Source organism: Bradyrhizobium sp. STM 3566 (genome assembly GCF_045571445.1).
GTDB classification, from domain to species: domain Bacteria; phylum Pseudomonadota; class Alphaproteobacteria; order Rhizobiales; family Xanthobacteraceae; genus Bradyrhizobium; species Bradyrhizobium vignae.
The window spans coordinates 4,594,678-4,609,386 of the sequence record NZ_CP120692.1; the positions used below are offsets into that span (position 1 = coordinate 4,594,678).

The window sequence follows — 14,709 nt, forward strand, 5'->3', positions numbered from 1 at the left end:
TACCCGAATCGCGCGCGACGCGACGCTCGGATCTTCCTGCCAGGAACGAACATACCTTCCGCACGTTCGCCGACGTACTTACCGACGCCGTCTGTTTCCCGGAGGCTCCATTCCATGCATTCTCGTCTTCAAGACAGGCGCCGCGTGCGCGTCGGACTCGTCGGCGTCGGCAATTGCGCGAGCTCCTTCGTCCAGGGCCTCTCCTACTACCGGAACGCCAAATCGAACGAGCCGGTCCCGGGACTGATGAATGCCGAGCTCGGCGGCTACCATATCAGCGACATCCAGATCGCGGCGGCGTTCGACGTCAACGCCGGCAAGGTCGGCCGCGATGTCGCCGACGCGATTTTCGCGCCACCCAACAACACGCACCGCTTCTCCGATGTCGCACCGACCGGCGTGATCGTGCAGCGCGGACCGGTCATGGACGGCATCGGGCACTACCTGACGGACGACGTTCCGATTGCGGACGTGCCGGAGGCTGACGTGTCCGAAATCCTGGCGATGTCCCGCACTGACGTCCTGGTGTCCTATCTACCGGTCGGCTCGCAACGCGCCAGCGAATGGTATGCGGCGCGTGCCATCGAAGCGGGCTGCGGCTACGTCAATTGCATTCCCGTCTTCATCGCCTCCAATCCGGAGTGGCGGCGCCGCTTCGAGGAGGCCGGCCTGCCGGTCGTCGGGGACGACATCAAGAGCCAGGTCGGCGCCACCATCTTGCATCGCGTGCTCGCCAATCTCTTCCGTGACCGCGGCGTGCGGCTCGACCGCACCTATCAGCTCAACGTCGGCGGCAATACCGATTTCAAGAACATGCTGGAACGGGAGCGGCTGACCTCGAAGAAGATCTCCAAGACCCAGGCCGTGACCAGCCAGTTCGACGTCCCGATGGACCCTGATAACATCCATGTCGGGCCGAGCGACCACGTGCCGTGGCTGACCGACCGCAAGCTCGCCTTCATCCGCCTGGAGGGAACGACGTTCGGCGGCGTTCCCCTGAGCGCCGAGGTCAAGCTCGAGGTCTGGGATTCTCCGAACTCGGCGGGCGTCGTGATCGACGCAGTGCGATGCGCCAAGCTCGCCATGGACCGCGGCCAGGCTGGAGCGCTGACCGGTCCTTCCAGCTATTTCATGAAGTCGCCGCCGCAACAGTTCACCGACGAGGAGGCCGGACGGCGGACACGCGCCTTCATCGACGACAAGGCGTATGCGTGATGGCCAAGATCATCCATCTCGTTCGGCACGGTCATCACGCCCTGCTGGGCCGCGTTCTGTGCGGGCGAATGAGAGGCGTCGAACTCGACGATCTCGGCTGCGAGGACATGGCGCGCTGTGCCGGAACCCTTTCGCCTCGACCGACGCTCATTCAATCCAGCCCGCAGCGACGGTGCATGCAGTCGGCCTGCATCCTCGCCGCGCATTTCAGACTGCCGGTCGAGATAGCCCCGGCCCTCGACGAGATCGACTATGGCGAATGGACCGGACGATCATTCGACGACCTGGCGCCGGATTCACGATGGTCGCGCTGGAATGGGCGACGCGGCACGAGCCGACCGCCGGGCGGCGAGAGCATGCGGTCGCTTCAAAGTCGCATCGTTGCTCATCTGGAGCAACTGCGCAGCGATCGCAATCTCGACATCGTCGTCGCAGTCAGTCATGCCGAGCCGATCCGTGCCGCGCTCCTGCACTATTCGCGGACGCCGCTCGACGAGTTTCTCTCGATCGAGATCGATCCAGCCAGCACCAGCACGCTCCGCGCCGACAACCGCGGCATGAAGATCACCGGGATCAACCAGCGGGTGCCGGCGTGAAGATCGTCATCTTCGGCCTGACAATCTCCTCCTCCTGGGGCAACGGACACGCCACCCTGTGGCGCGGCCTCTGCAAGCACCTGGCACGGTCGGGATACAGCGTGGTCTTCTTCGAGCGCGACGTTCCCTACTATGCCGGTGCCAGGGATCTCTACGAACTGCCCGGCGGCGAGCTCCGGCTGTTCTCGAACTGGGACGATGTGCGGCAGGCTGCAAGCGCCGACGTCCGTGACGCCGACGTCGCGATTGTGACCTCCTATTGTCCCGATGCGGTTGCGGCGACCGACCTGATCTTCTCCGAAGGTCACGCTATTCCCGTGTTCTACGACCTCGATACTCCGGTCACGCTGGCAAGGCTCCTGGCCGGCGAAGCCGTTCCTTATGTCGGCCCGCGCGGCCTGCGGGATTTCGAGCTGGTGCTCAGTTTTACCGGCGGACCTCGCGTCGCGGATGAATTCCGAGACAGGCTGGGTGCCCGCGACACCCGGCCGCTCTATGGTCACGTCGACACCGACATCCACCGGCCGGTCGCGCCCCAGCCGCATTATCGCGCCGATTTGTCCTATCTCGGCACCTATTCCGAAGATCGTCAGCGCACGCTCGAGACGCTTTTCGTCGCGCCCGCGCGGGCGCGCAGGGATCTCCGCTTCCTGATTGGCGGAGCGCAGTATCCGGACGATTTCCCATGGTCGCCCAACATCTATTTCGTGCGGCACCTGCCGCCGCCTGAGCACGCACCGTTCTTCGCCTCGTCGCGGCTGACCCTCAATGTCACGCGCCGGGCCATGGCGGAGATGGGCTGGTGTCCGTCCGGCCGGTTGTTCGAGGCCGCGGCCTGCGGCGCGCCGCTGCTCAGCGACGATTGGCCGGGAATAGCGGATTTCTTCGCGCCCGGAGAGGAGATCCTGATCGCACGCGACGAGCATGACGCGCTCGCCGCACTTGCGATGACGGATGCCGAACTCCGCCGCATGGCCCGGCGCGCCTATGAACGCACCATGGACCAGCACACGTCCGACAAGCGCGCGCGTGAACTGATCTCGATGCTCGAGCAGATAACGTCGAACCGCGTGAGCCGGCAACAACCCGAGGAGGCCTGATCATGTGGGGCATCGTTCCGGCCGCGGGCCGCGGCAGCCGCATTCAGCCGCTCGCCTTCTCGAAGGAATTGCTGCCAGTCGGCAGCCGGCGTGACGACGGTACGGACCGCCCCTGCGCCGTCTCCGAATATCTCCTGGAGCGGTTGATCCTGGGCGGTGCCGACAAGATCTGCTTCGTGATCTCGCCGGGCAAATCCGACATCCTCGAATATTTCGGTGACCATTACGGCAGCGCCGAGCTCGCCTATGTCGTGCAGCCGGAGGCAGCCGGCCTGTGCGACGCCGTGTTCAGGGCAAGCACCGTCGTCGGGCAACACGAGGATGTCTTCGTCGGACTGCCCGATACCGTGTGGTTTCCCAAGGCGGCCTTGCATTCCCTGCCGGATGCAGACCTCTCGTTCCTGCTGTTCCCGGTCGAGCACCCCGAATTCTTCGATGCGGTGGTGCTGGACGGCGAGCAGGTGACGGAGATCCAGGTCAAGCAGCCGCACGCAACCTCGCGCTGGATCTGGGGCGCCTTCAAGATGTCGGCGCGCGGCTTCCGCGAGCTCCGGTCGCTGTGGCACGCGCGCGAACGCCGCGACGAATATTTCGGGACGCTGGTCAATGCTTATCTTTCGGCCGGTGGCCGCGGCATCGGCGTCAAGGCCGGCGAATCCTACGTCGACGTCGGAACCATCGACGGCTATCGCACGGCGATGGCGCTGCTCGCCGAGACCGCCGAGGGCCGATCGAGGCTGCGGGCCCGCGCGTCGTCGGACGGCGCCCGCCCGCTCGCAGCGAACAACGGAGCGAATGCATGACCAGAGGTGCCCTCTCCCGTGAGGAGATCCGCCAGCGCATCGACGCGCTCGGGCCATGGTTTCACAATCTCGACCTCAAGGGCGTGCCGACCGCGCCGTCGCACTTTCTCGGCGACTATCCCAATGTGAAGTGGCAGCGCTTCTCCGGAATCATCCCCGATCGGCTCGAAGGCAAGACCGTGCTCGACATCGGCTGCAACGCCGGCTTTTACGCCATGGAGATGAAGCGGCGCGGCGCCGAACGCGTGCTCGGCCTCGACACCGACGAGGAATACCTTGCGCAAGCCCGCTTCGCGGCCGAAGTGAATGGACTCAGGATCGAGTTCCGCAAGATGTCGGCCTATGATGTCGGCCAGCTGCGTGAAAGGTTCGACCTCGTCATCTTCATGGGCGTGCTCTACCATCTGCGGCACCCGCTGCTCGCGCTGGACCTGATCCATGAGCACGTCGCCGGCGACCTCCTGCTGTTCCAGTCGATGCAGCGCGGCGACAGCCGCGTCGACGCGATCGAGAAGAACTACGACTTCTGGACCACCGAGCAGTTCGATTCGTCCGGCTACCCCAAGCTGCACTTCGTCGAGCATAAATATGCCGACGACCCCACCAATTGGTGGGTGCCCAATCGCGCCTGCGTCGAAGCCATGCTGCGCAGCGCGGGCTTTGCCATCGCGGCCCATCCGGAGGATGAGGTGTATCTGTGCAGGCGCACGACGCGGCCGCAGGCCGATGGCCCGGTCTATCCGTCGCGGGAGACGGACCGATGATCGAGGCCGCCAAGATCTGGAACGAGCCCAACAACAAGTCGCATTGGGACCTCCTGATCGACCCGGCCTGGGCGATGTTCGCAAACCTGGCGCTGGCGGCCGGCAAGGCGATCCGCAGTGCGCACCCGACCTTGCCGCGCGTGCTCGGCGGCATCTCGCCGATCGACCCGTCCTTCATGCGCAACATGCAGGCGCGCGGCGTGATCGATCACGTCGACGCCGTCGCCGTGCACGGCTTTCCGCTCGACTGGAATTTGTGGCAGATCGGGGAATGGCCGGCCAAGATCGAGGAGATCAAGGCTGTCATCTCGCTCCCGGTCTGGGTGACCGAAGTCGGCGTCTCCTCGTTCGGCGCCGAGGAGGTACAGGCCTGGGGCCTGTCGCGCACAGCCGAGCTCTTGATCGGCCGCGCGCCGCGTATCCACTGGTACAGCCTCTACGATCTCCCTTCGACCTGGGAGGCGACCACCCGGCACAAGGAGGCGGAGGGTTCCTCCTATTACCGGCACTTCCACATGGGCCTGCTGCGCGAGGATGGAACGCCGAAAGCCGCAGCGGAGCTGTTTGGCCAATATGCGCCAGACATGGGTCTGTGCCAGTGGTTTCACTTCGAGGACCATCGACTTGATGACGCCGTGCGCTGGATGCGCCGCTTCGGCGTGAGGCACTTACGGACCGGCCTGTCATGGGCCGACAGCTTCCGTCCCAACGCGCTCGACTGGTTCGACCGCCAGATGGACGCGCTGGCCGAGTTCGATGTCACCGTGACCTTCTGCTTCACACCGGAACACCGCGGTCTCGAACCTCATCACACCAGCCCGCCGCTCGACGTCAACGAGTTCGCCGATTTCTGTGCGCAGATGGTCGAGCGCTATTGCACGAAAACCGGCGTCGCTTCGTCGCTGGCGACGCCGCCGCTCAGGGAGCCGACATGCGTGCCCTGATCCTCGTGATGGATTCGGTCGGTATCGGCGCGGCGCCCGATGCCGTCAATTACGGTGACGAAGGCGCCAATACGGTCGGCCACGTCGCGGACGCGTGCATGGCCGGCCATGCCGACAGCCCGCAGCGGGAGGGCAGACTGCGCGTTCCCAATCTGGTGGCACTGGGACTGGGTGAGGCCTGCCATCTGGCCACCGGCCGCGTCCCGCCCGGGCTCGACGGCCGGGTTCAACTTGCGCGCTATGGATGCGCGAGCGAGATATCCTGGGGCAAGGACACGCCGTCCGGCCATTGGGAGATCGCCGGCGTGCCTGTCGCGTTCGACTGGGGCTATTTTCCAAAGATCCAACCCTGCTTCCCGCGCGATCTCGTGGAGAAGCTGTGCGAACTGGCCGGACTGCCCGGCATCCTCGGGAACTGCCACGCCTCCGGCACCGACATCATCTCCGAATTCGGCGAGCGCCACATGCGCAGCGGCGAACCGATCTGCTACACCTCCGCCGACAGCGTGTTCCAGATCGCGGCGCACGAAGAGACGTTCGGGCTCGAGCGGCTCTACGAGGTCTGCACGATTGCGAGGCGGCTGGTCGATCCCCTGAACATCGGCCGCGTCATCGCGCGTCCGTTCGTCGGATCGAACGCGCATGACTTCAAGCGCACCTCGCACCGGCGAGATTTCTCCGTTCCGCCGCCCGAACGAACCATTCTCGACCTTGCGCAACTCTCCGGCCGCGATATCGTGACGATCGGCAAGATCGACGACATCTTCGCCCATCGCGGCACCGGGCGAAACCTGCGCGGCGACGGCAATGCGGCACTCTTCGATGCCACGCTGGATGGGCTGGCGAGCCTTGCAGAAGGCGGGCTGCTGTTCGCGAACTTCATCGATTTCGACACGCTCTACGGCCACCGCCGCGACGTGGCCGGCTACGCAGCGGCGCTCGAAGCCTTTGACGCCCGCCTTCCCGAACTGCTGAACCGGCTGCGAAGCGACGATCTGCTGATCATCACCGCCGATCATGGCTGCGATCCGACCTGGAGCGGAACCGATCACACGCGCGAGCAGGTCCCGATCCTGGCACAGACCGCGCAATCAATGTCTCCGATTGGCCGACGCGCGGGGTTCGCCGATATCGGTGCGACCGTCGCAAGCCATCTCGATCTGCCCGCGCCGCTTCATGGCGCGCATTTCTAGCCGCCATTCACTTGGGTTATTGATCCAGGTTAGAGAAATTTTCGTTTGTAGGTCTCGCAGGAACGAACATTCCTTGCATCGCTTCTAACTCCCAGACGTGACTGGCGCGCGGGTCGCCCGACCAAGCAAAGCGCGCTTCAACTCTCATCATCGACTGATCCCGAACGGATCGGTCCCATGCGGCACGGAGCGGTGAATGACGCGAGTATTGATTACTGGAGGCGCGGGATTCATCGGCTCACACACGGCCGACGTGCTGCTTGCGGCCGGTTACGACGTCCGCCTTCTCGACAATCTCTCTCCGCAGGTCCACGGCGGCAACCGTCAGCGGCCCGCCTATCTTGCGGACGATGCGGAGCTCGTCGTCGGCGACGTCACCGACTCCGTCGCCGTCGAACAGGCCTTGCGCGGCGCCGACATGGTGCTGCATCTCGCCTCCGCCGTCGGCGTCGGCCAGAGCATGTACGACATCGAGCCTTATGTCAGGACGAACGAACTCGGCACCGCGGTGTTGCTGCAGGCGCTGGCCAAGCGCCCCGTCGCGCGGCTGGTCGTGGCATCCTCGATGAGCATCTATGGCGAGGGCCTCTATCGCGACGGCGGCGGGAGCATCGTCGCGTGCGACGAACGACCGATCGAGCAGCTTCGCAAAGGCGAATGGGAATTGCGGGACACCGCTGGTCATCTGCTCGATCCCGTGCCCACCCCTGAAACGAAGCAGCCGTCGCTGAGCTCGATCTACGCGCTGAACAAGTATGCGCAGGAGCGCATGTGCCTGATCACGGGCAAGGCCTACGGCATTTCGACCGTCGCCTTGCGCTTCTTCAACGTGTTCGGTCCGCGACAGGCCTTGTCCAATCCCTACACCGGCGTGCTGGCCATCTTCGCTGCACGGCTGCTCAACGGCCGTCCGCCGCTCGTTTTCGAGGATGGCCTGCAGCGGCGCGACTTCGTCCATGTGCGCGACGTTGCCCGCGTCTGCCGCATGGCTCTCGAAGCCGAGCACAGTCAGGACGTCTTCAACGTCGGCTCGGGTCAGAGCCGCAGCATACTGTCGGTCGCCGAGGATCTGGCCCAGGTGATGGGACGGCGCGAGATCGCGCCCGAGATCACGCGAAAATACCGGGCCGGCGACATCAGGCACTGCTTTGCGGATATCGGCAAGTCACGCGACCTGCTCGGCTTCGAGCCGCATGTCGCGTTCAAGGACGGCCTTGAAGAGCTCGCCGGGTACCTCGCTGACCAGATCGCGGACGATCAGGCCGAGCGGGCGACCCGCGAGCTGCTGCAACGGGGGTTGGTTGCGTAATGAGCGAGCAAGCGAACGGACACGTCCTGGTCACCGGCGGCTGCGGCTTCATCGGCTGCAATCTCGCCGACCGCCTCGCCGAGCGGGGTGATCGCGTTCTGGTGCTGGACAATCTCGCCCGCGCCGGCGTGCGCGAGAACGCGCAATGGCTGAAATCCCGGCATGGCGACCGCGTCACCATCACGGTGGCTGATATCCGCGACCCAATTCCGGTGATCGACGCCGTGCGCGAGGCGCGGGCCGTGTTGCACCTGGCAGCTCAGGTCGCCGTCACCGACAGCGTCAGCGATCCCGCCGCCGATTTCGAGATCAACGCGCGCGGCACGCTGAACGTGCTCGAGGCCGTTCGCCTGCACAACAAGTCCGCGCCGGTTATCTTCGCTTCGACCAACAAGGTCTATGGGCGCCTGATCGAGGACAGCGAGATCGCGCTCCAGGAGCGCCGCTACATGCCGATCAGCGACCTGCTCACCGGCGGCGTCTCGGAGAATGCGCCGCTGGATTTCTACAGTCCCTATGGATGCTCCAAGGGCACGGCCGATCAATACGTCCACGACTATGCCCGGGTGTTCGGGCTGCAGACCGTGGTGATGCGCATGAGCTGCATCTACGGGCCGCGGCAATTCGGCACCGAGGACCAGGGCTGGATCGCACACTTCCTGCTCAGCGCCATCCGCGGCAATCCGCTGACGATCTATGGCGATGGCAAGCAGGTCCGCGACGCGCTGCACGTGTCGGACGCGGTGAGCGCCTGGCTCGCAGCCCTCGACCACATCGCGCTGGCCCGCGGCCGCGTCTTCAATCTCGGCGGTGGTCCGGCCAATGCGGTCAGCCTGCTCGAACTGATCGACCGCATCACCGAGCTGACCGGCCGCAAGATCAACTACCGCTTTGCGGATTGGCGACCTGGCGATCAACCCTGGTACGTGACCGACACAAGGGCGCTGGCAACCGCGCTCGGCTGGACGCCGCAAATGTCCCTCGCCGACGGCCTGCGCTCGCTTCACGCCTGGCTCGACGGCCGCTTCGGATCACCCGGAAACCGCGAGGCCATGGCATGACGCGGATCGCTCTCATCAATCCCAACTGGGATTTTGCGGGAAGCATCTATTTCGGCTGCCGCTCGCCCCATCTTCCGCTCGAGCTCGGCATCTCCGAGCACTATTTGAAGGCGGCCGGCCACAAGACGCTGCTGCTCGATGCGCATCTGTTCGATCTCTCGCTCGGCGAGATCGAGGCCGAGCTGCACGCTTTCGGTCCCGACCAGATCGTCTTCACCACTGCGCCGACATACCTGTTCTGGCGCTGCGCGCCGCCGGAGCTTCGCGTGCCGCAACAGCTCGCACTGGCGGTGAGGGACCATGCGCCGACACTGATTGCGGTGGGCCCGCATGGCTCGACCACGCCGAGGACGGCCTTGAAGAAGCTCGGCGCCGACATCGTCGTGATGGGCGAGTGCGAGGCGTCCCTGCTGCGTCTCGCCAACGGCGAGTGGGACTTTCCCGGCCTGTGCTTCGCAGACGGTGCTTCTTTGCGCGTCAATGGCGGCCCACAGGCCGTCGCGTTCAGCGACCAGCCCGCACTCGATTGGCCGGACGAGATGATCCGGCGCCATCATCACCATCATCACCGCTTCGAGGCCGAGCCGAGTGCACCGGGCGCCGAGGTCGAGGCCTCGCGCGGCTGCCCCTACAACTGCACGTTCTGCGCCAAGGAGAATTTCCGCAACGCCTACCGCAAGCGGCCGCCAGCGGTCATTCTCGACGAGATCGACCGTTTGTGCGACCAGGGTATCGAGTACGTCTACTTCATCGACGAGATCTTCCTTCCCAATCGCGAGCTGCTGGAGGGGTTGACGACCCGCGGGCTGAAGTTCGGCGTGCAGACACGTATCGATCTGTGGAAGCCCGACATGCTCGCCCTGCTCGGCCGCGCCGGCTGCGTCTCGATCGAAGCCGGCATCGAGAGCCTGACCGTCGAGGGGCGCGCAGCACTCGCCAAGAACTGCAAGATGACCACGGATCAGCTCGCCGACCGGCTGGTCGAAGCCCGCCGCCACGTCCCCTTCGTGCAGGCCAATCTGATCGAGGTGCCCGAGGACGACGATCCCGTCGTGCAGCGCTGGCGCCGCACGATGCAGGATGCCGGCGTCTGGGCCAACGATCCGGTGCCGCTCTATCCCTATCCCGGTTCGCCTGACTATCGGAAGCTCTGGGGCGAGCCCGACGATTTCGCCTGGGAGCGCGCGCACCGGCACTATCTGGCGATGTTCGACCAGTTCAGCGACGTGCAGAACGACCGCCCGGTCCCACTCGACACTCTCGAACGTCAGGTGACCTCATGAGGCCTAGCGCGGACCTCAGGATCATGATGACGACCGACACGGTTGGCGGCGTTTGGACCTATTCCTGCGCCCTCGCCTCCAGCCTCGCTGCGTCCGGTGCCGACGTCACGCTCGTGACACTGGGCCCGCAACCTCGCAACGATCAGCGCCGGATGCTGCGCGACACCCGGGTGCACCTGATCGAAACGGATCTCGCGCTCGAATGGCAGGACCCGGACGGGCGGAATGTTTCCGAGGCGAGGCGCGTGCTCGCCAACCTCGAAGCCAGCTTGATGCCCGATGTCGTGCACCTGAACAGCTTTCGCGAAGCGACCTTTGCCTGGCACGCCCCGACCGTGCTGGTGGCGCACTCCTGTGTGAATTCCTGGGCCGTCGCCTGCCGCGATACGGCCTGGCTCGACGAGCCCCGTTGGCGTCGCTACACCGAGCGGGTCGCCGCGGCGCTCGACATGGCGGAGGCCTGGGTGTGTCCGAGCGGGGCCTTCTACGACGACATGACGGCGATCTACCAGCCGCGGTCGCGCGGCGCGGTGATCTGGAACGGCATTGCGCCTCGCGACCCCGCGGGACGGAAGCAGGACTTGATCTTCGCGGCCGGTCGGCTGTGGGACCGCGCCAAGAACATCGAGGCTCTCGCCGCCGCCGCACCCGAGCTCGATTGGCCGGTCGAGGTGGCCGGCCCCATCGATACAGACCTGGCTGCGGGTGTGACCTGGCTCGGAGAGCTGCCGCACGAGGCCATGGCCGCGCGATTGCAGCATGCGGCGATCTTCGTCAGCCCCGCGCTCTATGAACCCTTTGGCCTCTCGGTGCTGGAGGCAGCCGCGGCAGGCTGCGCCCTGGTCCTCTCGGACATCCCGACGTTCCGGGAATTGTGGAGCGGTGCCGCCCTGTTCTTCGATCCGGCCGACAGCCAGGCGCTCCACCGAACGCTCTCAGAGCTTTGTGCCGACAATTTCGGGCGCACGCGCCTGCAACGCGCCGCCTATGAGCAATCCCTGACCTATTCGCTGACGCGGACGACGAGCGCCTATCTTGGTCTCTACGAGGACCTGCTCGCATCGAGCCGGACGAGCGCGGCGGCCAGCAAGATCGAGGTGCGCGCATGAAATGCATCCTATTCTATCATGCGTTCACTTCCTGCTGGAACAACGGCAACGCGCATTTCCTGCGTGGCTATGCGCGCGAGCTTCATGCGCTCGGGCACGAGGTCGTCGTATTCGAACCCGTCGACGGCTGGAGCCGGCTGAACGCCATCCGCGAAGGCGGCAGTCATACACTGGAGGATATTCCCGCCCTTTTCCCCGGCATCGAGATCCGCCGCTACGATGCCAGTCTGGATCTCGAGCGGGCGTTGGACGGTGCCGATCTCGTCATCGTGCATGAATGGAATTCGCCCGATCTGATCGCGCAGATCGGTCGCAGGCGGGCGCAGGGCGCGCCCTTCACCCTGCTGTTCCACGACACCCATCACCGCGCCGTCAGCGCGCCTGAGGAGCTGGCGCAATTCGACCTCGACGGATTCGACGGCGTGCTCGCCTTCGGCGAGGTGCTTCGGCAGATCTATCTGAAGCTCGGCTGGGCCGACCGGGTCTTCACCTGGCACGAGGCAGCCGATGTCGCGCTGTATCATCCGCTGCCACAGGTTGATCGTACAGACGATCTGGTCTGGATCGGCAATTGGGGTGATGGCGAGCGCAGCGCCGAACTGACCGAATTCCTGGTCGAGCCCGTGGCGGAGCTGAAGCTCCGCGCGAGCGTTCACGGCGTGCGCTATTCGGACGAAGCGCTCCACACCATCAGGAGCGCAGGTATCCGTTATGGCGGCTGGCTGCCGGCACACTGGGCTCCCATTGCCTTCGCCGGTGCGCGCGCAACGATTCATGTGCCGCGCGGGCCTTACGTAGCCCTGCTTCCGGGCATTCCGACCATCCGCGTGTTCGAAGCGCTCGCCTGCGGCATTCCCCTGGTCTCGGCGCCTTGGTCGGATACTGAAAGGCTGTTTCCGGAGGGCGCCTATCTCAGCGTTGCCGATGGCGCGCAGATGAAGCGTGCGCTTCGCGCGGTTATCGACGATCCGCAGTTGGCGTCCGCCATGGTGGAGACCGGCCTGAAGGCCATCCAGGATCGTCATACCTGCCGCCACCGCGCCGCGCAGCTCATCGACATCGTGAGCGACATTCGGGATTCGAGCCGCCGGGCGCGCTCCCGCCACATCGGAGCCGTCGCATGAAGATCTCGTTCTTCGGATCCAGCCTCGTCTCGTCGTACTGGAACGGCGCCGCCACCTATTATCGCGGCATGCTGAAGGAGATCGCAGCGCTCGGCCACGAGGTCACCTTCTACGAACCCGACGCCTTCGGGCGCCAGGCGCATCGCGACATCGACGATCCGGATTGGGCCAGAGTGGTGATTTATCCCGCGACTCCGGACGGCTGGCGCCGCTCGCTCGATGCAGCCGTGCAATCGGCCGACATGCTGATCAAGGCCAGCGGCGTCGGCGTGTTTGATCTGGAGCTGGAGAACGCCGTTGCTGCGTTGCCTTCCCGGCTGATCCGGATCTATTGGGACGTGGACGCGCCCGCCACGCTCGAAGCGATGGAAAGCGATCCACAGCATCATCTGCGTCGCGCGATCCCGTGCTACGACATGGTGCTGACCTATGGCGGCGGCGATGGTGTCGTGTCGGCCTACCGATCGATGGGCGCGCGGCACTGCGTGCCGATCTACAATGCACTCGATCCGGCCACGCATTTTCCGGCGCCCGCCAATGCGCGCTTCGCCTGCGATCTCAGCCTGCTGGCGAACCGCCTGCCCGATCGCGAGACGCGTGTCGATCACTTCTTCCTGGACGTCGCACGCCACCTGCCCGGCAAGTCCTTCGTGCTCGGCGGCTCCGGCTGGGACGACAAGGACGCCTCCGCCAATGTGCGCAAAGTCGGCCATGTCGGCACCGCCGATCACAACGCGTTCTTCGGCTCCGCTCTCGCCACGCTGAACGTCAATCGCGACAGCATGGCGCGCTACGGTTTCTCTCCGCCAACCCGTGTGTTCGAAGCGATCGGCGCGGGCGCCTGCCTGATCACCGATCAATGGGCCGGCATCGATCATTTTCTCGAACCCGGCCGCGAGGTGCTGGTTGCCGCTGACGGAGCCGAGGTCGCGGAGCACCTCGCCGCACTGGATCCGGAGCAGGCCCGATCGATCGCCCGCCGCGCCCGCGCGCGCATCCTCAGCCAGCACACCTACCGGCAGCGCGCCCGCCAATTCAACGATCTCTTCGTCGCCAGTAGCTCGCGAATCGAGGCAGCAGAATGAACCTCTCCATCGTCGTCATCGGACTTTCGGTCACTTCGTCCTGGGGCAACGGTCACGCCACGACGTACCGCGCCCTGATCGAAGCCCTGGCGCGACGAGGTCACCGCGTCACGTTTCTGGAGCGGGACGTACCCTGGTATCGAGATCACCGCGACCTGACCAAGCCCTCTGCCTGGGCCGTCGAGCTGTACCAATCCTTGAAGGAAATTCCGCGCCGGTTCGGCAAGCTGATCCGCGATGCCGATCTGGTGATCATCGGCTCCTATGTTCCTGACGGCATTCCGATTGCCGAATGGACGACGACCCATGCGAGGGGCATCACGGCGTTCTACGACATCGATACGCCGGTCACGTTGGCGAGGCTCGAGCACGGCCTCAATTATCTTTCCGCCGCAATGATCCCGCGCTTCGATCTTTATCTGTCGTTCACCGGCGGACCGGTGCCCGGGATGATCGAGCAGAGCTACGGCAGTCCACTCGCACGTGTCCTCTATTGCAGCGCGGATGCGGAGATCTACGCACCGAAGCGGGCACAGCCGAAATGTGCGCTGGGCTATCTCGGGACCTACAGCGAGGACCGGCAGCCGGTTCTCGACGAGTTGCTGCTTGCGCCGGCGCGCTCGCTGCCGTCGGAACAATTCGTCGTCGCCGGCGCGCAGTATCCCGAACATATCGCCTGGCCCGCCAACGTCGCCCGGATCGAGCACCTCCCGCCAAAGCAGCATCCGACGTTCTACGCCGCGCAACGCTTTTCCCTGAATGCCACCCGCGCCGACATGAGGGCGCTGGGCTTCTCACCGAGCGTCCGGTTGTTCGAGGCCGCCGCCTGCGGCACGCCGGTGATCTCGGACCGATGGCCTGGGATCGAGACGATCTTCGCGCCGTCCCGCGAAATCCTGCTGGCGTCCAGCCCGCGCGAGGTGATCGAGATCCTGCGCGATATGCCGGAAGAGCAACGGCGCACCATCGCTCACAACGCGCGGCGGCGGGTTCTCGCCGATCACACCCCCGATCATCGCGCCCGGCAGCTGGAGACCTATTACGCCGAGGCATCCGCGCGGCTCCGCCGTAAGACGGCGCCCCTTCCCGTCGCTCGCCCCATGCAGGTCGCAGAACTCTGAAA

14 protein-coding genes are annotated in these 14,709 nt (G+C 65.3%); all 14 read left to right on the forward strand.

Going from position 1 to position 14,709, the window contains the following annotated elements; genetic code table 11:
• The first annotated feature begins 114 nt into the window (after positions 1 to 114).
• Positions 115 to 1,215 (forward strand): inositol-3-phosphate synthase, encoded by a 1,101-nt coding sequence (locus tag P6U27_RS22310; protein WP_122403915.1) that lies wholly within the window; start codon positions 115 to 117, stop codon positions 1,213 to 1,215.
• Complete coding sequence (locus P6U27_RS22315; protein WP_122403916.1) at positions 1,215 to 1,811, forward strand: histidine phosphatase family protein; 597 nt, start codon at positions 1,215 to 1,217, stop codon at positions 1,809 to 1,811. The genes P6U27_RS22310 and P6U27_RS22315 overlap by 1 nt, the downstream gene beginning before the upstream one ends.
• Positions 1,808 to 2,911: a glycosyltransferase gene (locus tag P6U27_RS22320; RefSeq protein WP_122403917.1), complete on the forward strand. Its 1,104-nt coding sequence runs from the start codon at positions 1,808 to 1,810 to the stop codon at positions 2,909 to 2,911. The genes P6U27_RS22315 and P6U27_RS22320 overlap by 4 nt, the downstream gene beginning before the upstream one ends.
• 2 nt (positions 2,912 to 2,913) lie before the next feature.
• Positions 2,914 to 3,714, forward strand: coding sequence for a nucleotidyltransferase family protein (locus P6U27_RS22325; RefSeq protein ID WP_407192613.1), 801 nt, complete (start codon positions 2,914 to 2,916; stop codon positions 3,712 to 3,714).
• On the forward strand, positions 3,711 to 4,478 hold the full coding sequence (locus P6U27_RS22330; protein ID WP_122403919.1) for a TIGR04290 family methyltransferase: 768 nt from the start codon (positions 3,711 to 3,713) through the stop codon (positions 4,476 to 4,478). The genes P6U27_RS22325 and P6U27_RS22330 overlap by 4 nt, the downstream gene beginning before the upstream one ends.
• Positions 4,475 to 5,422 carry a beta-xylosidase gene (locus P6U27_RS22335; protein WP_407192614.1) on the forward strand — a complete coding sequence of 316 codons (948 nt, stop codon included), beginning with the start codon at positions 4,475 to 4,477 and terminating at the stop codon, positions 5,420 to 5,422. Before P6U27_RS22330 ends, P6U27_RS22335 begins: the two co-directional genes overlap by 4 nt.
• Positions 5,410 to 6,615: a phosphopentomutase gene (locus P6U27_RS22340; RefSeq protein ID WP_407192615.1), complete on the forward strand. Its 1,206-nt coding sequence runs from the start codon at positions 5,410 to 5,412 to the stop codon at positions 6,613 to 6,615. Before P6U27_RS22335 ends, P6U27_RS22340 begins: the two co-directional genes overlap by 13 nt.
• Positions 6,616 to 6,811: 196 nt before the next feature.
• The gene (locus P6U27_RS22345) at positions 6,812 to 7,924 is read left to right on the forward strand and encodes an NAD-dependent epimerase/dehydratase family protein (RefSeq protein ID WP_407192616.1); all 1,113 of its coding nucleotides are present in this window, start codon (positions 6,812 to 6,814) and stop codon (positions 7,922 to 7,924) included.
• Entirely contained in the window at positions 7,924 to 8,985 is a 1,062-nt protein-coding gene (locus P6U27_RS22350; protein WP_407192617.1) for an SDR family NAD(P)-dependent oxidoreductase, read from the forward strand. The genes P6U27_RS22345 and P6U27_RS22350 overlap by 1 nt, the downstream gene beginning before the upstream one ends.
• Entirely contained in the window at positions 8,982 to 10,268 is a 1,287-nt protein-coding gene (locus P6U27_RS22355; protein WP_407192618.1) for a TIGR04295 family B12-binding domain-containing radical SAM protein, read from the forward strand. The genes P6U27_RS22350 and P6U27_RS22355 overlap by 4 nt, the downstream gene beginning before the upstream one ends.
• Entirely contained in the window at positions 10,265 to 11,377 is a 1,113-nt protein-coding gene (locus P6U27_RS22360; RefSeq protein ID WP_407192619.1) for a glycosyltransferase family 4 protein, read from the forward strand. Before P6U27_RS22355 ends, P6U27_RS22360 begins: the two co-directional genes overlap by 4 nt.
• Positions 11,374 to 12,501, forward strand: a complete 1,128-nt coding sequence (locus P6U27_RS22365) for a glycosyltransferase (RefSeq protein ID WP_407192620.1) — start codon at positions 11,374 to 11,376, stop codon at positions 12,499 to 12,501. The genes P6U27_RS22360 and P6U27_RS22365 overlap by 4 nt, the downstream gene beginning before the upstream one ends.
• The gene (locus P6U27_RS22370) at positions 12,498 to 13,586 is read left to right on the forward strand and encodes a glycosyltransferase (protein WP_407192621.1); all 1,089 of its coding nucleotides are present in this window, start codon (positions 12,498 to 12,500) and stop codon (positions 13,584 to 13,586) included. The genes P6U27_RS22365 and P6U27_RS22370 overlap by 4 nt, the downstream gene beginning before the upstream one ends.
• Entirely contained in the window at positions 13,583 to 14,707 is a 1,125-nt protein-coding gene (locus P6U27_RS22375) for a glycosyltransferase (RefSeq protein WP_407192622.1), read from the forward strand. Before P6U27_RS22370 ends, P6U27_RS22375 begins: the two co-directional genes overlap by 4 nt.
• Positions 14,708 to 14,709: the final 2 nt, after the last annotated feature.

Coding starts and splice junctions, on each gene's coding strand:
- P6U27_RS22310 (WP_122403915.1), top strand. CDS start 115: ATGCATTCTCGTCTTCAAGACAGGCGCCGCGTGCGCGTCGGACTCGTC.
- P6U27_RS22315 (WP_122403916.1), top strand. CDS start 1,215: ATGGCCAAGATCATCCATCTCGTTCGGCACGGTCATCACGCCCTGCTG.
- P6U27_RS22325 (WP_407192613.1), top strand. CDS start 2,914: ATGTGGGGCATCGTTCCGGCCGCGGGCCGCGGCAGCCGCATTCAGCCG.
- P6U27_RS22330 (WP_122403919.1), top strand. CDS start 3,711: ATGACCAGAGGTGCCCTCTCCCGTGAGGAGATCCGCCAGCGCATCGAC.
- P6U27_RS22335 (WP_407192614.1), top strand. CDS start 4,475: ATGATCGAGGCCGCCAAGATCTGGAACGAGCCCAACAACAAGTCGCAT.
- P6U27_RS22340 (WP_407192615.1), top strand. CDS start 5,410: ATGCGTGCCCTGATCCTCGTGATGGATTCGGTCGGTATCGGCGCGGCG.
- P6U27_RS22345 (WP_407192616.1), top strand. CDS start 6,812: ATGACGCGAGTATTGATTACTGGAGGCGCGGGATTCATCGGCTCACAC.
- P6U27_RS22350 (WP_407192617.1), top strand. CDS start 7,924: ATGAGCGAGCAAGCGAACGGACACGTCCTGGTCACCGGCGGCTGCGGC.
- P6U27_RS22355 (WP_407192618.1), top strand. CDS start 8,982: ATGACGCGGATCGCTCTCATCAATCCCAACTGGGATTTTGCGGGAAGC.
- P6U27_RS22360 (WP_407192619.1), top strand. CDS start 10,265: ATGAGGCCTAGCGCGGACCTCAGGATCATGATGACGACCGACACGGTT.
- P6U27_RS22365 (WP_407192620.1), top strand. CDS start 11,374: ATGAAATGCATCCTATTCTATCATGCGTTCACTTCCTGCTGGAACAAC.
- P6U27_RS22370 (WP_407192621.1), top strand. CDS start 12,498: ATGAAGATCTCGTTCTTCGGATCCAGCCTCGTCTCGTCGTACTGGAAC.
- P6U27_RS22375 (WP_407192622.1), top strand. CDS start 13,583: ATGAACCTCTCCATCGTCGTCATCGGACTTTCGGTCACTTCGTCCTGG.